The sequence below is a fragment of the Streptomyces barkulensis genome (assembly GCF_002843305.1).
Taxonomy (GTDB): domain Bacteria; phylum Actinomycetota; class Actinomycetes; order Streptomycetales; family Streptomycetaceae; genus Streptomyces; species Streptomyces barkulensis.
Window position 1 is genome coordinate 1 of record NZ_PGSG01000103.1, and the last position, 25,557, is coordinate 25,557.

Genomic DNA, 25,557 nt, shown 5'->3' on the forward strand with positions numbered 1-25,557 from the left:
CACGCCGGGTGGTCTCCAGCACCTCGGGGCCCTTGATGAGGATGCCGAGCTGGGCGCCGCGTCCGGTGCCGACCATCAGGGCGGTGGGGGTGGCCAGGCCCAGGGCGCAGGGGCAGGCGATGATCAGGACGGCGACGGCCGCGGTGAAGGCCGCGGCCGGCCCTCCGCCGGTGCCGAGCCAGAAGCCCAGGGTGCCCAGCGAGATCAGCAGCACCACCGGCACGAAGACGGCCGAGACCTGGTCGGCCAGCCGCTGCACCTCGGCCTTGCCGCTCTGGGCGTCCTCGACCAGCTTGGCCATCCGGGCGAGCTGGGTGTCGGAGCCGACACGGGTGGCCCGCACGACCAGCCGGCCGGAGGTGTTGACGGTCGCGCCGGTGACCGCGTCACCGGCCGAGACGTCCACCGGCACCGACTCGCCGGTCAGCATCGAGGCGTCCACGGCCGAGGAGCCCTCGACCACGGTGCCGTCGGTGGCGATCTTCTCGCCGGGGCGGACCAGGAAGCGGTCCCCGACGGCCAGCTCGGCCACGGGGACGAGCTCCTCGCGCCCTTCCCGCAGCACGGTGACCTCCTTGGCGCCCAGCTCCAGCAGGGCACGCAGGGCGGCGCCCGCGCTCCGCTTGGAGCGCGCCTCCAGATAGCGGCCGAGCAGGATGAACGTCGTCACCCCGGCGGCGACCTCCAGATACAGGGCGGAGGAGGCGTCGGAGCGGGAGACGGTCAGCTCGAAGCCGTGCCGCATTCCCGGCATGCCGGCGTCACCGAGGAACAGCGCCCACAGCGACCAGCCCAGGGCCGCGGCCGTACCCAGTGAGACCAGGGTGTCCATGGTGGCCGCGCCGTGCCGGGCGTTCGTCCACGCCGCGCGGTGGAAGGGCAGCGCGCCCCACACCACGACCGGCGCGGCCAGGGTCAGCGACAGCCACTGCCAGTTGTCGAACTGGAGGGCCGGGATCATCGACAGCAGCACCACCGGCACCGACAGGACCAGGGAGACCAGGAAACGCTGCCGCAGCGAGGCCAGTTCGCGCTCGCCCTCGCCCTCTCCCCCGCTCTGCCCGGCCCCGGCCCGCGTCCCGGCCTCCGGGCGCGCCGGCCGCGCGGGGGCGGGCGGCGGGGGCGGCTGGGCGGTGTAGCCGGTCTTCTCGACGGTGGCGATCAGATCGTCGACGCTCACACCGGGGGCGTAGCTGACGCGCGCCTTCTCGGTGGCGAAGTTGACCGTGGCGCTCACGCCGTCCATCCGGTTGAGCTTCTTCTCGACACGGGCGGCGCAGGAGGCGCAGGTCATCCCGCCGATGGCGAGTTCGACCTCGTCGGCGGGCGCCTGCGTACCGGATGTCGTGGTGGTGGTCATGCTCTCTCCCGGGCGGGGGCCGGACCGTGCCGGCGGCGCGGGCGCGCGGCCGGCACGGTCCGGCGGAGGCGGTGGTCGCGGGCGGTCAGGCCCGGCCGGCGAGCTCGTAGCCCGCCTCGTCGACGGCGGCGCGTACGGCCTCGTCGTCCAGTTCGCGGGTGGAGGTGACGGTCACCAGACCGGTCGAGGCGACGGCCTTCACCTCGGTGACGCCGTCGATCCCGGAGACCTCGCTGTTGACGGCGCCCTCGCAGTGGCCGCAGGTCATGCCGGTGACCTTGTAGGTGGTGGTGACGGTGCTCATGGACTCTGCTCCCTCGGATCGGTGCGCGGAAACGCCCGGACGACCGGGCGGATGTTCCGACACTCTCGACTTTATACCCCTAGGGGGTATTAGCCAAATGGGCTCCGGCGCGACCCCTCCGGGATCCCCGGGAAAACCGTGGGGCGGCCGTCCAGGGGGCCGGTAGGGTGCGGCGGACGATCATCGAGGGGCAGGGGGGCGAAGCCATGGCGTGCACGGAGTGCGAGGGCGGAGAAGACAGGAAGGCCGGCGGGGAGGGACGGGGCGAGGCGGCCGGGAACCGGTGCCCGGCGTGCGGCGACACGGCGCCGTCGTCCGCCGCGCCCACAGCACCCGCGGCGCCCACAGCATCCGCGGCACCCGCGGCATCCACCGCACCCGCGGCATCCGCCGGGAAGGGCACGCCCGCGGGGCAGTCCTGGTGGGTGCTGACCGACGAGGAACTGCGGGTGGTGGAACGGACCCGCCGGAAGCAGGGGGAGTCGCCGTATCTGCGCTGGCAGTCCACCCGGACCCTGGCGACCGTCACCGTCGCGCTGCTGGGGGCGGTCGTGGCCTCGGATCTGTTCGCGATCCTCGCCGGCTCCCGGTTCGCCGGGCTCCTGGAGGAGGAGGCGCAGTCGTCGTGGTACGGCTCCACCGGGGCCCTGGAGAGCGCGGAGTCGCTGTACTTCGCCGCCGGTGTGGTCCAGTTCGCCGCGCTGGTGGCGGCGGGGATCCCGTTCCTGATGTGGTTCCACCGCTCCCGGCTCAACGCGGAGACGTTCGACGCCGCGAGCCAGCGGATGAGGCCGGGCTGGGCGATCGGCGGATGGTTCGTGCCCGTCGTCAACCTCTGGTTCCCCAAGAAGATCGCCAACGACATCTGGGACGCCAGCACCCCGCCGGGGCCGGACGGCACGGTCCGCGAACGCCTTCCCGGCGGACTGCTCAACTGCTGGTGGCTGCTGTGGCTGCTCACCTGGGCGTCCAGCCGGTTCGCGTCCCGCAGGTACCAGGACGCGCAGACCCTCGAGGAACTCGGGAGCGCCGTCTCCTCCTACCTCTTCGCCGACGGGGTCGACATCCTCGCCGCCGTGCTGGCGATCCTCGTCGTCCGCAGGATCACCGCCATGCAGCACACCCTCCAGGAGCACCGCGCGGCCCTCGCCGCGGCTCCGGTCTGATCCGCCCGCCCGCCCGGCACCCCTGTCCCGGGCCGCTCCGGGGCAGCGGTAGGGTGCCCGCCTGTCGGGGCCCGCGCACGGCAGGTCCGGCGGCCGGAGTCCGCGTCCTGGGGAGAGTGTTCTCGTGGTACTCGTCATGGTGTTCGGAGTGGCGCTGCTCACAGCGGTGCTGCTGTCCGGGCTGGCCGCCCGGTCGGTGCTCTCCACCTCGCTGCTGTTCCTGGTGGGCGGCGCGCTGGTCAGCGACGGCTTCCTGGGGCTGATCCACATCACCCCGGACAGCGACATCGTGGCGGCCACCGCCGACCTGGCCCTGTTCGCGGTGCTGTTCACCGACGGCATGCACGTCTCCTTCCCCGCGCTGCGCCGGGCCTGGCGCAATCCGGTCCGCGCGCTCGGCCTGGGCATGCCGCTGGCCTTCCTCGGCGTCGCGCTGCTGACCCACTTCCTGGTCGGCCTGGACTGGACGACGTCCTTCCTGGTGGGCGCGGTACTGGCGCCCACCGACCCGGTGTTCGCCTCGGCGATCGTGGGCCGCGAGGAGGTGCCCGCGAAGCTGCGGCAGCTCCTCAACATCGAAAGCGGCGTCAACGACGGTCTCGCACTGCCCTTCGTCCTGATCCTCATCGCCGCCGCCGCGCCGGCCGGGCACGCCGAGGACGCCGACTTCGCCGCGATCGCCACCGAGCTGGTCCTCGGCCTGCTCTTCGGCGTCCTGCTGCCGCTGCTGGCGAACTGGCTGGTCCGCTTCCGTCTGCTGGGAGCCGAGCCCAGGCTCCAGCCGCTGCTGCCGCTGGCCGTCGGTGTGACCCTGTACGCCGCCTGCCACCTCACCCACGCCAACCCCTACCTCGCCGCTTTCTCGGCGGGCGCGGTGATCGCCGCGGTCTCCCCGGAGGCCAAGGAGGCGTTCGAGCCGCTGGGGGAGTCCCTGGCGGAGCTGGCGAAGTTCGCGGCGCTGCTGGTCTTCGGCGCGCTGCTGACCCCGCAGCTCTTCGGGGACCTGACCTTCGGTGGTTATGTGGTCGCGGTCCTGGCCATCGTGCTGATCCGCCCGGCCTCGATGCTGCTGTCCCTGGTGGGCACCGGTTTCGACCGCAAGGAGAGGCTCACGGCGGCCTGGTTCGGGCCCAAGGGCTTCGCCTCGGTGGTCTACGGACTGCTGGTGCTCCAGTCGGGCGTCCCGCGCGCCGAGGACGCCTTCACGCTGATCGCCGTCACCATCGCCTTCTCGATCGTCGCCCACAGCAGCACGGACGTGCCGATCGCGCGGGTCTTCGACCTCGAGAAGCTGGCGGGCATCCCGGGCGACGGGAAGGGGCCGCGCCTGCCGGTGGGCGGGCGCGGCCGGGGTGGTGCGGGCGGCGGTGACGACGCCGGAAGCGGCACTTCGGACTCCGGAGGGGCCGGGGAGGGCGCCGTCAGCCCTCGCGGTTGACCTCCCGGTCGGCCCGGCCGGCGGCTCCCTCGGTGACCGTGCCCCGCGACCGCTCGTAGATGTCGGGGATGCCGTCGTGGTCGTCGTCCCGGTTCTCCTCCTCCCACAGCCGCTTGTAGCGGGCGTCGCGGAACTTGAGGAAGACGGCGGCGGCCACCGCGGAGAGCAGCGAGCCGAGCAGGACGGCCGCCTTGACGTACTCGCCGGTCTCCGCGTTGTCCGCGAAGGCCAGATCGCCCACCAGCAGCGAGACGGTGAAGCCGATGCCGGCCAGCAGCGCGACGCCCGCCACGTCCGCCCACTCCAGGTCCTCGCTGAGCCGGGCGCGGGTGAAGCGGGCGGCCAGATAGGTGCCGCCGAAGACGCCGATGAGCTTGCCCGCGAACAGGCCGAGGATCACACCCAGCGACTCGGGCCGGCGGAACGTCTCGCCCAGCGCGTCGCCGGAGACGCCGACGCCTGCCGCGAAGAGGGCGAACACCGGCACCGCGAAGCCCGCCGACAGCGGCCGCACCAGGTGTTCGATCCGCTCGGCCGGGGACTCCTTCTCGGTGGGCCAGCCCTCGCTGCCCTTGGTCGGGACCACCCGCAGCAGCATGCCCATCGCCACACCGGCGATGGTGGCGTGCACCCCGCTGGCGTGCATCAGCGCCCAGATGACCAGGCCCAGCGGCACGTACACGTACCAGCCGCGCACCCGCAGCTTCTGGTGGAGGAACCAGAACACCGCCAGTCCGGCCAGCGCCCCGCCCAGGGCGGGCAGGTTCAGCGCGGAGGTGTAGAAGACGGCGATGACGAGGATCGCGCCGAGGTCGTCGACGATGGCGAGGGTGAGGAGGAAGGCCCGGATGCCCGACGGCAGGTTGGTGCCGATCACGGCGAGCACGCCGAGGGCGAAGGCGATGTCGGTGGCCATGGGGATGGCCCAGCCGTCCATCTGGCCGCCGCCCGCCGCGTTGACCGCGACGTAGAAGAGGGCGGGCACCACCATGCCGCACACGGCGGCGACCACCGGGAGCGCGGCCGCGGCCGGGCGCCGCAGCTCACCCAGGAGCAGTTCGCGCTTCAGCTCGATGCCGGCGACGAAGAAGAAGATCGTCAGCAGGCCGTCCGAGGCCCAGTGCCCCACCGACAGGTCGAGGTGGAGGGAGGAGATGCCGAAGTGGAAGTCGCGGACCGACTCGTACAGGCTCCCCCAGGGAGAGTTCGCCCAGACCAGCGCCACCACCGCGGCGGCCAGCAGCAGCATCCCGCCGACGGTCTCGGTGCGCAGCGCCTCCAGCAGGAACCGGCGCTCCTGGAACGACGGCAGCCCGAAGAGGGAGGTGCGCTCTTTGGGGGCGTTGGACATGGAGTGACCTCCCGGGGTCGGTTTCGGGGTACGTGGACAACGTCGCCGACCAGACTTCCCGGCACACCATTTATGATCTTGATTGTCATACCACCGTACCCACAACCTGCTGTTTCCGCGCAAGAGCGGATCCGTGCACGACTGCGCGGGTACCGTCGGGTAGTGCCCGGCAACTCCCGGTCCATGTCGGCGAATGCCCCCGGCCGCCCCGGTTTCGCCGGTGACGGTGATCACACCGCCCTCCGCCGCGGCGACCGGACGTGATCCTTCCCCGCCGCGCACGCCGTCACCCCTGCCGCGGCGGTCCCGTCCCTCCCTTACCCTGTGCCGGTGGCCCGGCCGGCCGTACGGCCGGGGACGAGCGGAAGCGCGAAACGGCAGAGGGGGTGGGGCACCGGTGAGACGCAGCAGGCTCCCCGACGCCTTCCTCGGCGGTTACGCGGAACTGCTCGCCGAGATATCCCGGACCGGGCGGCTGCCGCGCCGCGCCGAGCTGGACGCCTTCCGCGAGACCGGCGAGCGGGTCGCCGAGCAGGGCCACGGCCTGCGCGACCTGGTCGGCCTCTACCTCGCCGAGACCCGCCGGCTGTGGGGCACCCTGCCGGGCATCGCCCGGTCGGCCACAGCCGCGGAGCGGGCCCGCACCGGCGACGCCCTGCTGGCCGCGGTGGAGGCCGCGGTGGCCGCGCTGGGAGAGGGGCACGAGCGGGCCCAGCGGCTGGCGGTACGGCAGGAGGAGGCCGAGCGCCGCGAGTTCGTGGACGACCTGCTCTACGGCCGCAGCGACCTGGGCCGGCTGGCCGAGCGCGCCGAGCGCTTCGGTCTGCGGCTGGCCCGCGCGCACGCGGTCGCGGTGGCCTCGGGCACCGAGAAGTACGACGACGTGCACCCCACCGTGCGCCGCATCGAGCGCGAGCTGGTGGGCCGCTTCGGCGAGCGCGACGTGCTGCTCGCCACCAAGGACGGGCGGCTGGTGTGCATCGCCGCCAGCGCCGACAAGTCCGTGCTGCGGGCCTTCGCCCGGCTCGCCGAGGACCCCGGCCCGGGCTATCCCGCCGCCGGGCGGGTGGCGCTCGGCCGGTCCCACAGCGGCCCCAGCGGCGTGGTGCGCTCCTACGAGGAGGCGCTGGGGGCCCTGGACCTCGCCGACCGGCTCGGCCTGGAGGGGGTCCGGTTCAACGCGGCGGAGATGCTGGTCTTCCCGGTGCTGCTGCGCGACCGCGCGGCGATGGCCGATCTGGTGCGCACGGTGCTGGGGCCGCTCACCCAGGCCCGCGGCGGGGCCGCGCCGCTGCTGGAGACCCTGTCGGTGTGCTCGGCGGCGGGCTATGTGAACGCGGAGGCCGCCCGCCGGCTGGGCGTGAGCGTGCGGACCCTGTCGTACCGGCTGGCGCGCATCCGGGAGCTGACCGGTTACGACCCCGGCGACGGTCTCCAGCGCTACACCCTGGAGACCGCCGCGATGGGCGCCCGGCTGTTGGGCTGGCCGGAGAAGCCGCTCTAGCCGACCGCCCCGCGGCTCCTCGCGGCTCCTCGCGGCTCCTCGCGGCTCCTCGCGGCTCCCCGCGCCCCGGGGCCGCCGAACCGCCTGGCCGGACAGCCCGCACCACCCGGCCCGAAGGGGCGGGCGACGGCTGCCGCGCCGACGGTTCCCTCCGGTTGCCGGACGTAAGCACGGCGTAAAGATTGCCGGATCCTGGCAATGTGCGACCCGGTTCCGGACTGTCAGCATGAGGTCACGCCGCGACCGGTACGGGGGTGCAACGATGAGCGAGTTCATGCGTACGGCCATGAGCTTCCCCGCCAATCTGTTCGGGTTCGGACTTGTGGTGGTGCTCGTGTACTGGTTGACGGTGCTGGTCGGAGCGGTCGGCGTCGATGCCCTCGACGGGGGTGAGAGCATCGACGCCGGCCACTGCGACCACTTCGGTACCGGTCCGGCCACCGGCCCCGCGGCGGTTCTCGCGGCGGCCGGACTCGGCGGGGCGCCGGTTTCCGTCTCCCTGTCTCTCCTCATCTCGATTGCCTGGTTCGCATCACTGAGTGGTGCGGTGCTGGTCGAGCGGGCCGGCGGGGGCGCCCCGGCGCGCCTGCTGGTCCTGCCCGCCGCGCTGCTCGCCGCCTGGGTGCTGACCCGGCTGCTGGTCCGCCCGCTGGCCCGGCTGGCGCCGCGCGAGACGGGCACCGGCCACCGCGACCTCGTCGGCCGGTTGTGCACCATCCGCACCGGGCACGTCAGCCACCGCTTCGGGCAGGCGGAGATCGCCGCCGACGACGGCTCGGTCCATCTGGTCCAGGTCCGGGCCCGGGGCGAGGACGCCGCGGGCCTGGCCGCCGGAAGCACCGCGCTGGTCTTCGACTACGACCCCGACGGCGGTTTCTTCCACGTCATGCCCTGCGACCCCGTACTGGATCCCGGTCCGGACGCCGGCCGGCCGCCGCGCTGACCCCCGCGCGCCGCCGCGGGCCCGTCCACCGGACCTCAAGCACACAACCTCACAAGGAACCCACCGCCATGGACGTCATCTCCACGGGCCTCGGCGTGCTCATCGCCGTGCTCATGCTCATGGGCATCGCCCTGCTGATCGTGGTCAGCCGCCTGTTCCGCAAGGTCGAACAGGGCAAGGCGCTGATCGTCTCCAAGATGCGCAAGGTCGACGTGACCTTCACCGGCACCGTGGTGCTGCCCGTGCTGCACCGGGCCGAGGTGATGGACATCTCGGTGAAGACCATCGAGATCGCCCGCACCGGCGGCGAGGGGCTGATCTGCCGGGACAACATCCGCGCCGACATCCGCATCTCGTTCTTCGTCCGCGTCAACAAGACCGTCGAGGACGTCATCAAGGTCGCCCAGGCCATCGGCACCGAGCGGGCCAGCGACCGGACCACCCTCCAGGAGTTGTTCAACGCCAAGTTCTCCGAGGCGCTCAAGACCGTCGGCAAGCAGCTCGACTTCGCCGACCTCTACACCAAGCGCGACGAGTTCCGCGACCGGATCATCGCCGTCATCGGCACCGACCTCAACGGCTACAGCCTGGAGGACGCGGCCATCGACTACCTGGAGCAGACCCCGCTCAGGCAGCTCGACGGCAACAACATCCTCGACGCCCAGGGCATCCGCAAGATCACCGAGCTGACCGCCGTGGAGCACGTGCGCACCAACGAGTTCCAGCGCAGCGAGGAGAAGGAGATCACCCGGCAGAACGTCGAGGCCCGCGAGGCCGTCCTCGAACTCGAGCGCCGCCAGGCCGACGCCGAGATCCGCCAGCAGCGCGAGATAGAGACCGTGCGCGCCCGCGAGGAGGCCGAGACCGCCCGCGTCCAGGCCGAGGAGCGGCTGCGCTCCCACGCCGCGCATCTGAAGACCGAGGAGGCCCTCGGCATCCAGAACGAGAACCGCGAGCGCGAGATCGCCGTCGCCAAGCTCAACCGCGACCGGGTCGTGGCCATCGAGAACGAGCGCATCGAGAAGGACCGCCTGCTGGAGGTCATCGCCCGCGAACGCGAGACCCAGCTGCGCCGGATCGCCGCCGACAAGGAGGTCGAGGCCGAGAAGCGGGACATCGCCGACGTGGTCCGCGAGCGGATCGCGGTGGAGAAGACCGTCGCGCAGCAGGAGGAGGAGATCAAGAAGCTGCGCACGGTTCAGGAGGCCGAGCGCGAGCGCCAGGCCCTGATCATCGCCGCCGAGGCCCAGGCCCAGGAGCGGCTGGTCAAGGACATCAAGGCGGCCGAGGCCGCCGAGCAGGCCGCCGGGCACCGGGCGGCCGAGGAGCTGACGATGGCCGAGGCGCGCCGCAAGGCCGCCGAGATGGACGCGGCCGCCGCCGTACGCCTGGCCGAGGGCCGCAAGGCCGAGGCCGCCGCGGCGGGCCTGGCCGAGGCCGACGTCCAGGAGCGGATGGCCGACGCCATCGCCAAGACCCGCCGTGCCGAGGCCGAGGCCGAGCGCGAACTCGCCCTGGCCCAGGCCGACGGGCTGCGCGAGAAGCTGAAGGCCGAGGCCGAGGGGCTCACCGAGAAGGCCGGCGCCATGGCACGGATGGACGAGGCGGGCCGGGAGCACGAGGAGTACCGCCTGCGGCTGGAGGCGGAGAAGGAGGTCCGCATCGCGGGCATCGACGTCCAGCGGCAGATCGCCGAGTCCCAGGCGACCCTGATCGCCACCGGCCTGGAGAACGCCAACATCGACATCGTCGGCGGGGACTCGGTCTTCTTCGACAAGCTGGTGGGCTCCATCGCCGCCGGCCGCAGCGTCGACGGCTTCGTGAACCGCAGCGAGACCGTCCAGGCCATGGCGGGCCCCTGGCTCGACAAGGAGAACTCGACGTTCACGCACGACCTGACCGCCGTGACCGCCGGGCTCGGCGCCGCGGGGCTGCGCGACGTGACCCTGGCCGGCCTGCTGGCGAGGCTGGCCGCGGGCGGCGGCCCCGACGCACCGAAGCTGGCCTCCCTGCTGGAGGCGGTGCGCGGCTCGGGTGTCGCCGACCTGCCGCTGTCGGCCCTGGCCGGGGGCTCGGCCGGTACGACGGGCGGCGCGGCGGACCGTACGCACGCCGCCGGGAACGGCACATCCGCGGGCCGCTGACCCGCACACCCTGTGAAGGACGCCGATCGAGCGAGGAGTTGAGGGCAGGTGGCAACCGAGGCACGCCGGACGCCGGAGGTGCGGCCGGACGCGGGGCCGGACGCGGGGCCGGACGCGGGCGCCCACGAGGTTCTGCGGGACCGGATGGCGGCCGCGGCGGCGGATCTCGCGGCCCGGGCACGGGCCCTCGACGACCGCCGCACCGAGGCCTTCGGAGACGCCGGACTGGAACTGGCGGGCGCCGCCCGCCTGGACACCGGGCGGCCCCGGGTGCCGTGCGACGCGGTAGCCGTCGGCGGGGCGCTGCTGCTGGGCGCCAACCCGCCCGCCGGGCACGGGCGGCCGGAGTCGGTCGCCGACGTGCTCACCCTCCACCGCCTGCGCACGGAGGACGGCGGCCCGCCCGCCTTCGAGCCCGCCGGCCCGGACGCCGTGCCCGGCCTGCTGGACGACCCGCGCCTCCACCGCGACGTCGAGGAGCTGTTCCGCTACTACCGGCACGCCCGGCTGCTGCGGCTGCGCCGCACCGGACCGCTGCTGCTGGCCGTCTTCTCCATCGGCGGGCGGGCCACCGACATCCGCGTCCTGCGCTGGCGCGCCGAGGTGGGCGGCACGGTCGCCTACCTCGACGCCGAGGGGGAGCGCGACCACCTCGACCGCGCGGCGGGTTCCACCGGTTCCGGCCAGGACGTCGTCTGGACGCCGGCCGCCCGCGAGGACCACGTCACCGGACGCCACCCCCATGTGGCGGTCGACGGCGGGACGCTGTACGTCTCGACCGTCGGCGGCTTCCTCACCGTCAAGACCGACAACGACACCGAGACCGCCGAGGGCGTCCACAGCGAGCCCGTCGAGGACCCCCTGCAGGCCCTGGCCGACGCCGAGATCGCCCACGCCCGCGTCGGCGATCTCGTCCTGCTGCGCGTGCTGCCGTACAACGAGACCGCCCACCGCCACCTGGTCTTCAACACCCGCACCGGCGAGGTGCTGCGGCTGGACGGCATCGGGCAGGCGTGCCGCCGCCTCCCCGACGACCAGGGCGTCGTCTTCCCCGGCGGCTGCTACCTCGCCGACGCCCCCGCCGGCTCGGCCGCCCGCACCTTCGAGACGGACACCGAGGGGATGGAGTTCGAGGCGGAGGTGCGCTCGCCGGGCGGCGAGGACGTGCTGTACGTCTTCCACGCACCCGCCCGGGGCCGCTCCCTGCTGCTGTCCTACAACCTCATCCGCAAGGAGGCCGCCGCCCCGATCCCCGCCCTGGGCCACGCCCTCTTCGACGACGGCACCCTGGCCGTGCTCGGCCGGGCGCCCGGCGGGGAGGAGACGGCGGCGCACCCGGTACGGCTGTGGAACACCCCGTACGCCCTTCACCCCCGCGCCGCCGGCCCCGCAGGGGACGGGCCGCTGGCCCGCGTCGGCAACGCCGAGCTGGTGCGCGGCATCTCCGACTGCCTGTCCGTCGTACGGCTGGCCGAGGGGGTGACCGGCTGGACGGCGCGGGGTACGGGCGGCGGGCTGCCCACGGCGGCCGCCCTGGAGGCGGTCACCGCCGCCTGCGCCCGCGCCGCCGACCGCCACCACTGGCTGGACGCGCCCGGCCTGGCCGAGGAGCTGGAAGGGCTCGGCGCGCCGCTGCGGACGCTGCGCGAGGCCGCCGGGCAGGCCGTCGCCGAGTACGCGCGGGTGGCCGAACTGCGCGAGCGGGCCGCCGCGGCCGTGGAGGAGACGGCCGCGCGCACCACCGCGCTGGTGCGCCGAGCCCGGGGCGAGGCTCCCCGGGAGGCGGTCGGCTGGGTGGACCTCCTGGCCGGACTGCGCCGCGCCCGGGGCTCGGTGGAGACCCTGCGCGAACTGCGCCACGCCGACCCCGGCCGGATCGACGCGCTCGGCGCGGAACTCGACGAGGCGCTGGCCGCCACCGGCCGCCGGGCGGCGGCCGACCTCTCCCGCGCGGACGCCTTCGACGGCGTGGGCGCGGCCGTGACCGAACTGGCCGACCGCGCCGCCTTCGCCGCCACGGCCGCCGAGGCCGACGAACTGGGCGAGCGGATCGCCGGCCACGCCGACGGTCTCGGCGCCGTCACCGAGGTGATCGGCTCCCTGGAGGTCGGCGACGCCACCGTGCGCACGGCCGTGCTGGAGCGGATCGGCGAGACCACGGCCGCCGTCAACCGCGCCCGCGCCGTACTGGAGGGCCGGCGCCGGGAACTGCTGGAGGCCGAGGGACGCGCGGAGTTCGCCGCCGAGACGGCCCTGCTGGGCCAGGCGGTCACCGGCGCGCTGGCCGCCGCCACCACCCCCGACGAGTGCGACGAGCAGCTCGGGCGGCTGCTGGTGCGCCTGGAGGACCTGGAATCCCGCTTCGGCGCCCACGAGGACTTCCTGGCCCGCCTGGCCGAGCGGCGCGAGGAGATCCGCGAGGCCTTCGCCGCCCGCCGCCAGGCCCAGCTCGACGAGCGCGCCCGGCGCGCCGAGCGCCTGGCGGTGTCCGCCGCGCGCGTGCTGGAGACCGTCGCGCGCCGCTGCGCCTCCCTCGCCTCCGCCGAGGAGGTGGCCGCCCACTTCGCCGCCGACCCGCTGGTCGCCCGGATCCGCGCCGCTGTCGAGGAGCTGCGCTCCCTGGGCGACACAGCGCGCGCCGAGGAGCTGACCGCCTCCCTGGCGGCGGCCCGGCAGGAGGCGGACCGCGCCCTGCGCGACCGCGTCGAGCTGGGTGCCGACGCCGGCGGGGGCGCCGGCACCGTGCGGCTGGGCCGCCACCGCTTCGCGGTGAGCACCAGGCCGCTGGAGGTGACGCTGGTCCCGCACGGCGACGGGCCGGCCTTCGCGGTCTCCGGCACCGGCTACCGCGCCGCCGTACGCGACCCGGACTTCGCGGCCACCCGCGAGTTCTGGGACCAGCCGCTGGTCTCGGAGTCTCCGCACGTCTACCGCGCCGAGCACCTGGCGGCCGGCGTGCTGGCGGACCTGCCGTACGACGCGGCCGGGGCGGGCGTGGGCGAGGGCGAGGGGGAGGGGGAAGCCGACGCCGGGAGCCTGCTGCCGCTGGTGCGCCGGGCGGCCGAGACCGCCTACGACGAGGGGTACGACCGGGGCGTCCACGACCACGACGCCGCCGCGATCCTCGCCGCGGCGCTGCGGCTGCGGGCCGGGGCCGGGCTGCTGCGCTTCACTCCTGAAGTGCGGGCCGCGGCGCAGCTGTTCTGGGCGTACGGCGCGAACGACGCGGCGCGCGCCGCCTGGACGGTGCGCGCCCAGTCGCTGGCCCGGGCCCGCGCCGTCTTCGGCGCGCGCGGCGCGCCGGCGCCGCTCGCCGCCGAACTGGGCCGCTCGGCACAGGAGTTCCTGGAGAGCGCCGGGCTGCCAATACCGCCGCGCCCGGCCGCGGTGGGAACGTATCTGGCCGAGGAACTGGCCTTCAGCGGCGGCCGGTTCGCCGTCGGTCCCGCCGCCCGCGCCCTGCTGGACGGCTTCCACGCCTCGCTGGGCGGCGCCCAGTCGGCCCCGGCCAAGGAGTTCGCCGAGGACCTGCGGGCGCTCGGCGGCTCGTCGCCGGACGATCCGGGGGCGCCGGCGGCCCGCCACCAGCTCGCGGCGGCCTGGCTGGGCGCGTACGCCGAGTCCGCCGCCCGGGAGGGGAGCGGGGACGGGCCGGACGCCGGGAGCGGCGCCGCGCCGTCCCCCGACCTGCCCGAGGCCGTCGCCGTCGCCCTGTGCGGCGAGGCGCTGGAGCACCGGGACGTGGACGCCCCGCTGACCGCCGTCGTCACCGGGCTGCTGGGCACCCACCCGCGGATCACCGGCGGCGCCCTGCCGCTGCGCCTGGACGAGTTCCTCGACCGCACCGAGGAGTTCCGCACCGTCCGCGTCCCGGCCCACCGCGCCTACACCCGCCGCCGCGCCGCACTGCTGGAAGCCGAGCGCGAGCGGCTGCGGCTGGAGGCGTACGTGCCGCGCGTGCTGCCCGCGTTCGTCCGCAACCGCCTCATCGACGAGGTCTACCTGCCGCTGATCGGCGACAACCTCGCCAAACAGCTCGGCACGGCGGGGGAGGACCGCCGCACCGACAGCCAGGGGCTGCTCCTGCTGCTCTCCCCGCCCGGCTACGGCAAGACGACGCTGATGGAGTACGTCGCCGCCCGCCTGGGCCTGGCCTTCGTCCGCGTCGACGGCCCGGCGCTGGGCCACCGCACCACCTCCCTGGACCCGGCCGCCGCACCGGACGCCACCGCGCGGCGCGAGGTCGAGAAGATCAACTTCGCACTGGAGGCGGGCAGCGACGTCCTGCTCCACCTCGACGACGTCCAGCACACCTCGCCGGAGCTGCTCCAGCGCTTCATCCCGCTGTGCGACGCCCAGCGCCGCCTGGACGGAGTGCGGTTCTCCGACGGCCGGCCGGCCACGTACGACCTGCGCGGCAAGCGGTTCGCGGTGTGCATGACGGGCAACCCCTTCACCGAGTCCGGCGCCCGCTTCCGCGTCCCGGACATGCTCGCCAACCGCGCGGACGTGTGGAACCTGGGCGACGTCCTGTCCGGCCGGGAGGAGCTGTTCGCGTTCAGCCACATCGAGAACTCCCTCACCGCCAACCCGGTGCTGGCGCCGCTGGCCTCGCGCGAGCGCGCCGACACCGAGCTGCTGGTGCGGCTGGCCGACGGCGACCCTTCGGCGCGCCCCGACCGCCTGTCCCACCCGTACTCGCCCGCCGAGCTGGAGCAGGTGCTGGGCGTGCTGCGCGGGCTGCTGCGGGTGCGGGCCACGGTGCTGGCGGTCAACGCCGCCTACATCGCCTCCGCCTCCGGCGACGAGGCGGCCCGCACCGAACCGCCGTTCCGCCTCCAGGGCTCCTACCGCGACACGGGGAAGCTGGCCGGTCGCCTGGCGCCGGTGATGACGGACGAGGAGGTCGAGGCGCTGATCGACGACCACTACACGGCCGAGGCCCGCACACTGTCGGCGGACGCCGAGGCGAATCTGCTCAGACTCGCCGAACTGCGCGGCCGTATGACGGAGGAGCAGGAGCGGCGGTGGCACCAGGTCAAGGAGGCGTTCCGGGCCCGCAGTGCCTCCGGTGCCGCAGGTGCTTCCGGTGCTTCCGGTGCTTCCGGCGCGGGGGCGGTCCCGGAGACGCCGGGAGGTGCGGGACTGTGAGGCGCGGCGCGGTCAGGGGCCGGCTCCGGCGCGGGGCCGCCCGCGACCGGTGGTCCGGCGAGGAGTACGTCCACGACGAGGCGGACCGGGCCCGGGAGAGGGCGAGGGTCTCCGAAGGCCTGGGCCGGGCCGTGTACGGACGCCGCAGGGCGCTGGGCATCTCCCAGTCGGAACTGGCCTGCCGGGCGGGCATGAGCCAGCCGCAGGTCTCCAGGCTGGAACTGGGCGGGGGCATGCCGACCCTGGCGGTGCTCTCCCGGCTGGCCAGGGCCCTGGACGCCTCCTTCGTGCTCACCTTCGAGGGCGGTGAGCCGCGTCCGGTGTTCGAGCCACTCGCCGGGCCCGTCCTCGCCGGACCCGCCTCACGGATCCCCGCCCGCCCGCCACGGGATCCGGCACGCAGCGGCATATGACGATCGCGGAGAGTGGCACGAAGGCCAGGACAGGCGCGGGCAGGCGCTTCTAGAGTGCCGGTATGACCGACAGCCGGGAGGCGCCGAAGGCCACGCCCGTCCGGGAGCGGGAGCGGCGGGCCCGGTACGCCGCGCACCCCCCGTACGGCTCGCACCCCCCGTACAGGGGGTGCGAGCCGCTTCCCCGGGGGATCCGGGCCTTACGCACAGGAGGCCGGCGCGGTGCCCCCGGTCGCTTCGGCCGCCTCCGCCGCCTCCGCCACCTCGGCCGCTTCGACCGCCTTCGCCGTCTCCAGCGCGGCGCGCAGCGCACGGATGCTGGTCAGCCGGCGGTCGGCGGCCGGAGGCACGATCCAGTGCAGGCCCGGCGGGCGGACGCTGGCGGCGTCGGGCACGACGACGTAGGAGCCGCGGCCCAGCACACGGGTACCGGGCAGCTCCCAGCGCTCGGCGACCCTGGGCGGGATGAGGAAGTACATCCGCGACCGCTCCCAGCCCCCTTCCGCCGCTCCGCCCGGTCCGGTCTCCCCGGGCAGGTCGGCGATGACCGGGCCGGGCGGCCGGTCGCCGTGGCGCAGCAGCGCGTCGAGCACCAGCAGACCCGTCCGCCCCGGCATCCGTACCGCGTCCCACCAGGTGCCGGCGGGTACGGCGCGGTGCGTCCCGCCGTACGGCAGCCAGCTCGGCCGGGCGGCGGGCGGTATCGCATGGAAGGGGCCGGGCAGGAGGGGCGCCGGGCGCGGATCGGGCGCGTCGGGGGCGCCGGCCAGCCGGATGCGGCCGCCTCCCGTGCGCTTGACCTCCCGCAGCGCCACGTCGGAGTCCAGCAGCAGGTCCGACAGCCCGCCCGGGGCGGGGTCGGCCGGATCCCAGACGGCTACGCCGAGCGAGACGGTCTGCCCGGTGATGGTCACGGTGGTGCCGCGGCTGACCGGGGCCGGCACGGACATCTCCCGCACGCCCTGCTGGACGAGCCGGGCCGCGGCCATCGCCTCCTCGGCGCCGGCGCCGGGCAGCAGGGCCAGGAACTCGTCGCCCGCGTGGCCCCCGTAGCGCCCGCAGACCGCCTCCCCGGCCGAACTCCGGACAGCGCTCCCGACGCGGCGCAGCACGTCCGCCGCGGCGCGCAGCACGGCGTCCCCCGCGAGGTGGCCGTAGGTGTCGTTGACGGCCTTGAAGCGGTCGAGGTCGCCCAGCAGCAGCGCCAGCGGCCTGTGCTGCCTGCGGGCGGAGGCGAGGGCCTGGGAGGCCCTGATCTCCCAGGCCCTCCTCACCAGCAACCCGGTGAGGTCATCGGTCAGGGGGTGATGGCCGCCTCCCGGACAGCACGAGGGGGACGGCGCGTGCTCCTCGGTCGTCCTCGGCGCAGTACTCATCGATCCCCTTCTCCCCCGGTCGTGCGGTCCGGCGCATGGGCGGTGGTGAACCTGCGGTTGAACCGTTTGGTTTTCTACTCAACTGGTAGTTGAGCGAATGCGATGAGTGAGTTTAGGCTTCCGAATGACCGGCCTGTCAACTCCCGTCCGGTCGGCAGGAGTTATGATGCGGTGACGACTCCTGGTCGGTTCCGGTGCGGTGGAGGTGGATGCGGTGTCCGACACCCGCGGGGATCGGACGCTGTCGGAGAGACTCGACCGGCTCTTCGACACCGTCCGCCCGGAGGGCCCCAAGGGCCGCCGGTACACCAACGAGGAGGTCGCCACCGCCGTCAAACGCGCGGAGCCCGGTGTCCGGGTGGGCGGCGCCTATCTGTCGGCGCTGCGCAAGGGCACCAAGAAGAACCCCTCCACCGAACTCCTGGCGGCCCTGGCCCGCTTCTTCGGAGTTCCCGCCTCCTACTTCCTGGACGAGCGCGCCGCGGCCCGCACCGACGCGGAGATCGAACTCGCCAAGGTGGCCCACAACATGGGCGTCAGAAAGCTCGCCCTGCGCGCCCTGGAGCTGTCCCCCGAGGGGCTCGCCGCCGTGACGAGGATCGTCGAGCACGTCCTGGAGAGCGAGCCCGGCGCCCGCACCCGGCAGGAGGACGGCCCGCCCGCCGGCGCGCCGGACCCGGAGAACCGCCCCTCACGGCCCTGACCGCGCCCGACGCTCCCGCACCCGACGGATCCTCACACGTACGCCTAAGGGGCGTGGTTGTCCGGATCGTCCCGTACCCCTGGGTTTCACGTAGATCGCCGCCATGTGATGCCGGCGCGCATCCACCCGCACTTCCGCGAGGTCGTCCAGCTGCTGGCCGTGCAGGCGGCCGACGAAGCCCGCCACATGGAGGTCTTCACCCGCCGCGTCACGGCCCTGGCCCGCCGCGACGAGGCCCGGCACGTCGCCTTCGGCGTCGCCCACCTCCACCACCGCGGCACCGTCGACCCCGCCCTGCGCGGCAGGCTCCGCGCGGCCGTGGAGCGCCGCCACGACGCCCTCACCGACACCACGGGCCTCAACGCGGACGTCTTCGACTCCCTGGTGGTGCTCGCCGCGGGCGAGTGGACCCCCGAGGCGATCGGCCGGGGCCACGACGCGGTCCTGGCCCTCCAGGCCGAGATGGACGAGGGCAGGCGGCGCCGCCTGGTCCACCTCGGCTTCCCCGCCGACGAGGCGGCCGGACTCTCCGCGCTCCACACCCGCGACTTCATGTGACCGGGAAAGTCGGCTCAACAAAGTAAGACCGGATCTTGGTTAGATCCGGTCTTACTTTGTTGTGGCGCGGGGTGGCGGGGCAGGACCTCCCTCGCCCCGCGGGGCGAGGGAGGTCCTGCCCCGCCCGGCCGGAGCCGGGCGGACGGGACGAAACGGGGCTCAGCCCTCGCCGTCCGCCGTTCCGGCGGACCGCGGCGCCGGGTCCGCCGGCGGCAGGGCCGCCAGCCGGGGCAGCAGCTGGGCCGTCAGCAGCGTGGACAGCGCCGAGGTGTCGCCGCCGCCCGCGCCGTCGGTGCGCACCACGACCGGCCGCGGCGCGCTGCCGGCCAGGGCCGCGCCGACCTCCAGCCGGCGGCGGGCCAGCTCGTACTGGAGCACCGCCCGGTTGTCCCGGTACGCCTGGGCCAGCCGGCGTTGGGCGCGGGCCTCGTTCTCGGCGGCGATCAGACCGCTGCGCCCGCGGGTCTCGATCTCGAACCGCACCCGCTGCGCGTTGGTCTCCTGCTCCTCCAGGAGCTGGGCCACCTCCTCGCGCGCCCGGTTCAGGGCGGCCTTCACCTCGACGATGCGCGCGTCGCGCACCTTCTTCGCCCGCTCGATGTCCATCTGGAGGCTGTCGATGCGGCGCTTGCGGGTCAGGCCCCACTCCTGGTCGTACGCGGCGCGCTCCTTGGCGACCCGCTCACGGGTGGCCAGGTGCTGCTGGTACTGGGCCGGGAGCTGTACGTCGGGGATGTTGCAGCCGGTGATGCGCACCCCGTAGCGGGAGAGCTGGCGGTTGAGCAGCTCCTGCATGTCGGCCACGTCCGAGCCCCGCAGGTCGTAGGCCCGCTCGGTGCGCATCTGGCGCGCCCGCTGCCGGATGGCGTCCTGCACCGCGCTGGAGAGCACCAGGTCGAAGTTGCCCGCGCCGATGGTCCGCACGAACAGCACCGCGTCGGTGATGCGGAACTTCAGGAAGAACTCGATCGACCGCAGCGGCACGTTCTCCTGGGTCGGGCAGGCCATCACCGGGGCCGAGTAGGGGATCTCGGTGGCGGTGTCCACCACGAACTCCACCCGCGACCACGGGTGCCACAGATAGTGGCGGCCCGGGTCCAGGGTGCGGGTGACCGCGCCGTAGCGGGTCAGCACCCCGTTGGTGCCCTGCTCGATCTCCACGATCGAGGAGCGCCACCACCACAGCCCTCCGACCAGCAGCGCGAGCACGCCCAGGACGTAGGAGAGCACGGCCAGGGAGTCACGGGCGGCGCCGGTCAGCCCGTCGGAGTCGCCCGCGCTCAGCAGTACGCCGGTCAGCAGTGCGAACACCCCGAACCACAGCGGCAGCAGCCACCACAGCCGGCGGCGCTGGCGGGGGATGATGACCGGGACCAGGGTGCCCGCCTCGCCGCCGCGCAGCAGCTGGGCGATCTCGCTCCAGGGGGCGACGGCCTCGGAGATGACCGACCTGCGGGCGGTGGATACGGCGCTCACTGCGCGGCCTCCTCGGTGTCGTCGCCGGACGCCGCGGGCGCCGCGGACGCTTCGGGTGCCGTTGGCGCCCCGGGTGCTTCGGATGCTGCGGACGGCCCGGACTCCCCGCCGGGCGAACCGGACTCCCCGCCGGGCGAACCGGGTTCCCCGCCGGGCGAACCGGACTCCCCGCCGGGCGTTTCCGGGGCCGCGGCCTCCGAGCCGGCGGAGACCGCCGCGCTCCCGGCCGGCACGGTCGGCCGCTCCTCCTCCAGCAGGGCGCGGATCTCCTCCTGGCGCCGTTCGATGCGCTCGGAGACTTCCCGCAGCCGGGTGCGGACGGCGGCCATGTCGGCGTCCGTGAACAGCTCCGTGCCGTGCTCGCCGATCATCTCCCGGGCCAGCCGCAGGAAGTCGACCCCGGCCGTGCCGTCGGCGTCCTCCGAGCCGCCGACCCGCACCAGTTGCGGCAGGTGGTCGGCCACCTGCTCCAGGGTGTCGAGCATCTGCTGCCGGTAGCGGTACTCCAGGATCTCCGGGGCCTCGGCGGCGGTCACCGCGCGGATGTCCAGGGCCTGCGCCTCCAGCAGCGCGGCGTTGGCCTTCGCCTCCGACTCGGCCTGCACATAGCGCTGCCGGGCCAGCGCCTGGGCCCGGTTGGTCTCCCGCTCGACGGCGGTGTCCATCTGGGCCTGGTACTGGGCGATCTCCGCCTGGATCGCGGAGAACGTCTCCTGGAGACCGGCCAGCTCCTTGGTGAGGTCGCCCTCGTCCTGCTCCTTGCGGAGCTGGAGCGCGTACTCGTGGGTGTAGGCCTCCTTGGCCACCCGCACCATCTCCGGGGCGGCCAGGTCCATGCGGTAGTTGCGGTCGGAGGGCTCGGCGTGCGTGATGTTGGCGTTGGTCAGCTCCACCGCCGGCTGGAACTGCTGGTTGAGCTGCTCCAGGAGCCGGCCGGTGTCCTCGCCGACCATGTCGTAGATGCCCGCGGCCTCCTGCTCGTAGATCAGGCTGCGGATGGTCTCGCTGACCGCGTTGCTCAGCTTCTCCTCGAAGCCGCGGACCGCGCCGAGGGTGTAGACGAACTCCACCGGGTCGTTGATCCGGAACTGGATGAACAGGTCGATCGAGGCCTTCACCCCGCTGCGGGTCGGAGCCTCGCGCACCGGCGCGTTGAACGGGTACTCGCGGGTGGTGTTGAGGATGTACGACACCCGCTTCCACGGGTTCAGCAGGATCACCCGGCCGGGGCCGACCACCTGCTCCAGCTTCCCGAAGCGGGTGATCAGCGCCTGGCAGCCGTCCGGCACCATCACCATGCCCTGCCGCCACCACACGAAGGCCACGGCCAGCACCGAAAGCACCCAGTAGTGCAGGCCGAACAGGGGGTTGGTCAGCGCGCTGCCGCCGGCGGCGGACACCGTCAAGGAGCCCACGAAGCCCACCAGAAGCAGCATGAGCACCGGGAGCATGCTCAGCAGGGAGCGTCCGCGCGGGAGCACCATCGGGCAGATGGCGTGCACCGGCCCGCCCCCCTCGCGCCGCTGCTCGCTGCGGTTGAGGGCCTCCCCGGCCTCCGCCAGCGGAACGGTCTGCTGCGTCATGACGGTGGCGATGGAGCCGCCCTGCTCCCGCGCGGCGGGGAAGTCGGCCGGATCGATGCCGTCCTGCTGGGAGGGTTCCCGGCGGGAGGCGCCGCCCTCGGCGTTCCCGCCGCCCTGGCCGCCTCCGCCGCCTCCGTCACCGCCGCGCCGTCGCCGGCGCAGCTCCTCCTCGGCCACGGCCCGCGGATCGGCCCCCTGGGCCACCGACTGTGCGATTCTGCGCATGTCCTGGGTTCGTGCCACGTCTGCCCTTCGCCGTCTCCGGTCGTATTCGTCCCGTACGGGTGTTCCACTCCATCTCACATCACGCGGCCCGCCCGGGGCCAAGCCGGGCGTGGATCGTGACCCGTACGGGACCTTCCGGGCCGTCTGTGGCGGCACCGACCCACCGTCGGGAACAGGGCGGCGGCAGAGCAGAGGACGGATCAGCGCCGTCAGGCGATCACCTTGCGGCACGGTGGCCCGTAAGGCACCTTCGGCACTGGCCTCAAGGTGCGAGGACGGTCAGCCGCAGCAGTGCGGCCAGGTTCGGGAGCACGGGGAGCGCGTACCACCACCGGCGCAGGCGCCCGGCTCTCACGAACCTCCAGGTCAGCAGCGCGCAGACACCGGTGGCCAGCAGCGCCGGCCCCGCTGTGAAACCGGAGTGGGCGGCGGCGTCCGGCTCCCACGGATTGGCGGTCCCGGACATGTACGCCAGGAAGATGAGGTAGCCCGCCACCGCGTGCGCCAGGACCAGGAGGACGGCGCCCCGCGTGCGAGCCGGGCCGTGCGTTCTCACCGCGATGCGACCACCCGTGGGGGACTGGGAGGGAAGTCGGTCTTCTCCTTGCACTCGGCCACCTCATAGGCGCGTTCGGCAACCTGGAAGCCGATGTCCACGATCGCCTGCCGGAGTTCGTCTCCCGAGGCCCGGCTCTCGCTGAACATCCCCGCCGTCACGATCAGCGCATACGGCCGCGGACCCACACCCTCCTCGGGGTCCGAAGGCGTGCAGGGGATGTAGATGCTCGCGTCTCTGGGCCAGGAAGTGGCCTCTATCCCACCAGTCAGGTCGATGGGCTTTCCATCTTTGTTTTCCGCATGGTAGTTGCGCCAGGATTCCTGGCTGGTTTTCATCATCTCCGCCCTGGCGGACAGGATGCTTTCCTCTTCCGTTATCAGGGAGCAGCTGAATATGATGTCATCCCCTGGCCTTCCTCGACTGGTGTGCACGGTCACTTCCCTTGTGTCCGGCAGCACGCTGTCGGCGATCGAAGTGTCGACTGCGGCTTCGCATACACTGTCCGGCAGATCTTCCACGCCGTCCAAAAATATCTCTCGATATCCCAGGAAGCCGGAAACGGAAATCCCCGCGATCAAGGCAGTGGTCAGAAGTGCGTCCTTGCTTTCCTTCTTCATTTGCAATTCCTCTGCAAGTTTCACGGGCTGGGACGCTTGGTTGAACTTTCCAGGAGGCTGTCGCTGTTGACCCAGCCATCCTTGAATTCTTTCCGGATGAAGTTCTTCATGTCGTTCGGAGGGAGGTCTGAATCATGTTTTTCCAGGGCATGGCCGGCGGCGTCCTGTATGGATTTCGTGCCGGATTCCTCCGCGTTGAAAAATCCTTGGCTGCTCCGATAGATCGCCTCGTCGGTTCCGTCCATCTGACGGCCTTCGTAGATGTGATCGATCCTAATTGCGGCAGTTCCCGCGAAGAACGAACTTGCCGCTGCGGCCGCGACCTGGCCTGCGAGGGTTTGCGGAACGAGTGCTGCCGCGCCAACGGCTGTGGCGGTGGACACCACGGTCTTGAAAAATTCCCCCTGCTGCTCGAACGCCTTGTTCGTCTTCTCGTCGCGCTCGACGGAGTTCCCTATCTCTATGTCCTGGCGAGAGTTGGCCATCACCCCTTCAATGATCCCGGAATTTTTAGCGATAGTTCCTATGGCGTCCTTGGTGGTGCCGTCATAGAAGTCCGGATTGGCGATATGCGCCTCGATCGAGCTGCTGGTGTAGATATTCTGCCCGTAGATCACGGAGGCGTACGCGTCGTCATCTTTCGCCAAGTTGTAGAGGAACCTGTACGCGTCGGACTGACTTAGCTCATTGGGGGCCTCACTGTTCGTCATGAAGACTGTCTCCGCACCACCTCCCGCAATCGCACGGTTGATCTCCGGCATGTATGCGGCAGCGATGTGCCCCAGGCTCTCCCCCGTGGCCTCGTCGACCAGTTTCTCTCCGCCCGGCTTCGCGATCACGTGCATCACGTCCTTGACGATCTCCACCTGATCCCTGCTGTGAGGGATGGGTTCGGCAGGGACCTCACCGCCGTGCGGAACTCCTGTCACGGCCGCCTCCAGAGCCCGTGACACAGGTGTCCCGCGGTCGGTGTTCTTCGTGCTCTCGAGCATGTGCTCGGTACGCTCTTTGTCCTTGAAGAAGGATTCCGCGGCGTCAGGGTTGTGGGACAAGGCGTTCATGAACCCGTTGACCGGGTCCTGTCCGTCACCCTTTCCGAAGACAAGGTCGAAGTAGCCGTGGTTCTCCCAGACCTCTTTGGTGTGTCCCGGCCCCAGTGCGGTACTCCGGTCCTTCTCCCAGACCAGTTTCCCGTACTCGTCGAGGAATTTGCTGTCGAAGCTTCCGTGGCCCATGAGGCTGCTCATGACCTGGAGCCCCAGAGGACCGGTCAGACCCTTCATCGGATCACCGCGGAACGCCGTGTTGCCCTCCCTCATCACCTCTTTCTCCCAGCGCTGCATCCCGAGGCTGTCGGATTGTGTGGCGGTGGCCAGCGTGATGCTCATGTTCTCCTGAAGACTTTTGAGCATCTCGAGGTCATCGCCCCGGGCGCCGGCATGGGTGGACGTGACGTTGCTCCAGAATTGGAGTGTCTCCTTGCCACCGGACCGGGATGCGAACCTGTCGGCGAAGAGGGGGTCGTCGGCGTACTTCTCAAGGCTGTGGTCGAGGCTCGCCAGTTCCTCCAGTGAGGGATCACCCTTCCGGACGATCTTCGCCATCTTCTCGGCTGTTCTGATGGCCTCGGCGGCGGAGTCGCGGTCTTTGTAGTATCCGTCGGAGAATCCGTAGTCCGACTGATCCACGAGGGCCCGCAGGACCTTGGCCGCGGTGGTGTCGCTGTTGCGGGCTTTCTTGAGGATGCCCCGGATCTCGTCGCGCAGATCGGTAGCGTCCTGAGAGCTGCGCTCGGGGACTCCGGTGTCCTCGGCCGCACGGTCGGGGTGGACGTTCACGGTGACGGTGAAGCCGCCGTCACCGGTGCCTCGCACCGTCAGGTTCTTCGCCGTGCCGCGCTCGATGGCTTCCTTGAGCTGCCTGCGGTACTCCACCAGCTCGTCACGGGTGTCCCTGAGGATGTTGCGGATGGAGGTGGCCTGGGTGTGGGCGTCAGCGAACTCACCGGTGGTCTTCTCGATGAACTCGCGGGTCACATCGGCGTTGCTGCCGCTCCAGTCGGCCTTCAGCGCCTTCGCCTTGAGATCGGACTTGGCCTCCTCCTCCAGGTCCTTGAGGCGGCCGACCATGTCCGACCAGTCACCGACGGCCGTGTTCAGCTTGGAGAAGTCGGCGTAGAGCAGGGCGTCGAAGTCCATCAGCGCTGGGTCCTCTCGTCAAACCCTTCGTTCAGGTGGGTGAGGCTGTTGAAGAGGCCGCTGATGTGCTGCTCGTTGTCGGCATGGGCCTTGCCGCTGTATTCCAGGTGGTTGGAGATGTGGCCGCAGGCGTCGGTGAGGGTCCGAAGCTGGTCTCGCCACCGGGTCGTGACGTAGTCCAGAGCACTGCCGATCTCGAAGTCCCGGCTCAGGGCGGCGGCCGCCGCGTAGCCGCTGACCCGGGCGCGGTCACCGTCCTTGATCAGCCGCTCGCGCAGTCTGAACGCCGCGTCTCCGATGGCCGCCAGGTCTTTCTGCTTCACGGTCAGTTCACCGTGCGAGGAGTCGGCGCTCTTGCCCCAGCCGCCCCCGCCGTCGAGCCGGTTCAGCCGCATCTGCGCGGCCTTGCGCTCCTCCGCGGCCGTCACCAGCCGGTTCCACTCGTCGTCGAACGACATCCGTGTTGTCCTCCCCCTACGGCTGCCTGC

The 25,557-nt window shown here is 72.6% G+C and carries 19 protein-coding genes; 9 read left to right on the forward strand and 10 right to left on the reverse strand.

The window, feature by feature from the left end:
* Both CUT83_RS20740 and CUT83_RS20745 read right to left on the reverse strand, forming a co-directional pair.
* On the reverse strand, positions 1-1,360 hold a 1,360-nt coding region (locus CUT83_RS20740), incomplete at its 3' end, for a heavy metal translocating P-type ATPase (RefSeq protein WP_143688603.1).
* An 85-nt stretch (positions 1,361-1,445) separates the two neighbouring features.
* Positions 1,446-1,739, reverse strand: a complete 294-nt coding sequence (locus tag CUT83_RS20745) for a heavy-metal-associated domain-containing protein (protein WP_412718320.1) — start codon at positions 1,737-1,739, stop codon at positions 1,446-1,448.
* A 350-nt stretch (positions 1,740-2,089) separates the two neighbouring features.
* Between CUT83_RS20745 and CUT83_RS20750 the strand changes: the two genes are divergently transcribed.
* A complete protein-coding gene (locus CUT83_RS20750; protein WP_158239040.1) occupies positions 2,090-2,830 on the forward strand; it encodes a DUF4328 domain-containing protein in 741 nt (246 codons plus the stop codon).
* Positions 2,831-2,954: 124 nt separating this feature from the next.
* Positions 2,955-4,268 (forward strand): cation:proton antiporter, encoded by a 1,314-nt coding sequence (locus CUT83_RS20755; RefSeq protein ID WP_101257349.1) that lies wholly within the window; start codon positions 2,955-2,957, stop codon positions 4,266-4,268.
* On the opposite strand, the gene nhaA is transcribed toward CUT83_RS20755, so the two are convergent.
* Positions 4,252-5,619 (reverse strand): Na+/H+ antiporter NhaA, encoded by a 1,368-nt coding sequence (nhaA, locus tag CUT83_RS20760; RefSeq protein ID WP_101257350.1) that lies wholly within the window; start codon positions 5,617-5,619, stop codon positions 4,252-4,254. The two genes, CUT83_RS20755 and nhaA, sit on opposite strands and share 17 nt — an antisense overlap.
* Positions 5,620-6,016: 397 nt before the next feature.
* Here nhaA and CUT83_RS20765 point away from each other — a divergent pair, with 397 nt between their 5' ends.
* From CUT83_RS20765 to CUT83_RS20785, 5 genes are all read left to right on the forward strand, one after another.
* Positions 6,017-7,123: a PucR family transcriptional regulator gene (locus tag CUT83_RS20765; RefSeq protein WP_101257351.1), complete on the forward strand. Its 1,107-nt coding sequence runs from the start codon at positions 6,017-6,019 to the stop codon at positions 7,121-7,123.
* A gap of 262 nt (positions 7,124-7,385) precedes the next feature.
* Entirely contained in the window at positions 7,386-8,066 is a 681-nt protein-coding gene (locus CUT83_RS20770; protein WP_101257352.1) for an OB-fold-containig protein, read from the forward strand.
* A 68-nt stretch (positions 8,067-8,134) separates the two neighbouring features.
* Positions 8,135-10,210, forward strand: a complete 2,076-nt coding sequence (locus CUT83_RS20775) for a flotillin family protein (protein WP_101257353.1) — start codon at positions 8,135-8,137, stop codon at positions 10,208-10,210.
* Positions 10,211-10,354: 144 nt separating this feature from the next.
* Entirely contained in the window at positions 10,355-15,361 is a 5,007-nt protein-coding gene (locus CUT83_RS20780; protein ID WP_101257425.1) for a DNA repair ATPase, read from the forward strand.
* Positions 15,358-15,774 (forward strand): helix-turn-helix domain-containing protein, encoded by a 417-nt coding sequence (locus CUT83_RS20785; protein ID WP_101257354.1) that lies wholly within the window; start codon positions 15,358-15,360, stop codon positions 15,772-15,774. Before CUT83_RS20780 ends, CUT83_RS20785 begins: the two co-directional genes overlap by 4 nt.
* A 200-nt stretch (positions 15,775-15,974) precedes the next feature.
* Here CUT83_RS20785 and CUT83_RS20790 read toward each other — a convergent pair whose 3' ends face one another.
* Complete coding sequence (locus CUT83_RS20790; protein WP_101257355.1) at positions 15,975-17,150, reverse strand: GGDEF domain-containing protein; 1,176 nt, start codon at positions 17,148-17,150, stop codon at positions 15,975-15,977.
* Between the two features lie 214 nt (positions 17,151-17,364).
* Here CUT83_RS20790 and CUT83_RS20795 point away from each other — a divergent pair, with 214 nt between their 5' ends.
* Both CUT83_RS20795 and CUT83_RS20800 read left to right on the forward strand, forming a co-directional pair.
* Entirely contained in the window at positions 17,365-17,853 is a 489-nt protein-coding gene (locus tag CUT83_RS20795; RefSeq protein ID WP_194074722.1) for a helix-turn-helix domain-containing protein, read from the forward strand.
* A 108-nt stretch (positions 17,854-17,961) separates the two neighbouring features.
* A complete protein-coding gene (locus CUT83_RS20800; RefSeq protein WP_206282580.1) occupies positions 17,962-18,411 on the forward strand; it encodes a hypothetical protein in 450 nt (149 codons plus the stop codon).
* 159 nt (positions 18,412-18,570) lie between these two features.
* Here CUT83_RS20800 and CUT83_RS20805 read toward each other — a convergent pair whose 3' ends face one another.
* The 6 genes from CUT83_RS20805 to CUT83_RS20830 all read right to left on the reverse strand — a co-directional run bounded on the left by CUT83_RS20805 (position 18,571) and on the right by CUT83_RS20830 (position 25,527).
* Positions 18,571-19,887 (reverse strand): SPFH domain-containing protein, encoded by a 1,317-nt coding sequence (locus CUT83_RS20805; RefSeq protein WP_101257356.1) that lies wholly within the window; start codon positions 19,885-19,887, stop codon positions 18,571-18,573.
* On the reverse strand, positions 19,884-21,695 hold the full coding sequence (locus CUT83_RS20810; RefSeq protein WP_101257357.1) for an SPFH domain-containing protein: 1,812 nt from the start codon (positions 21,693-21,695) through the stop codon (positions 19,884-19,886). Before CUT83_RS20810 ends, CUT83_RS20805 begins: the two co-directional genes overlap by 4 nt.
* Positions 21,696-21,957: 262 nt before the next feature.
* The gene (locus CUT83_RS20815) at positions 21,958-22,251 is read right to left on the reverse strand and encodes a hypothetical protein (RefSeq protein WP_101257358.1); all 294 of its coding nucleotides are present in this window, start codon (positions 22,249-22,251) and stop codon (positions 21,958-21,960) included.
* Positions 22,248-22,871: a hypothetical protein gene (locus CUT83_RS20820; protein WP_101257359.1), complete on the reverse strand. Its 624-nt coding sequence runs from the start codon at positions 22,869-22,871 to the stop codon at positions 22,248-22,250. Before CUT83_RS20820 ends, CUT83_RS20815 begins: the two co-directional genes overlap by 4 nt.
* Positions 22,872-22,891: 20 nt before the next feature.
* Positions 22,892-25,069, reverse strand: a complete 2,178-nt coding sequence (locus CUT83_RS20825; protein WP_101257360.1) for a DUF6571 family protein — start codon at positions 25,067-25,069, stop codon at positions 22,892-22,894.
* Complete coding sequence (locus CUT83_RS20830; RefSeq protein WP_101257361.1) at positions 25,069-25,527, reverse strand: hypothetical protein; 459 nt, start codon at positions 25,525-25,527, stop codon at positions 25,069-25,071. Before CUT83_RS20830 ends, CUT83_RS20825 begins: the two co-directional genes overlap by 1 nt.
* Between the last annotated feature and the right edge of the window lie 30 nt (positions 25,528-25,557).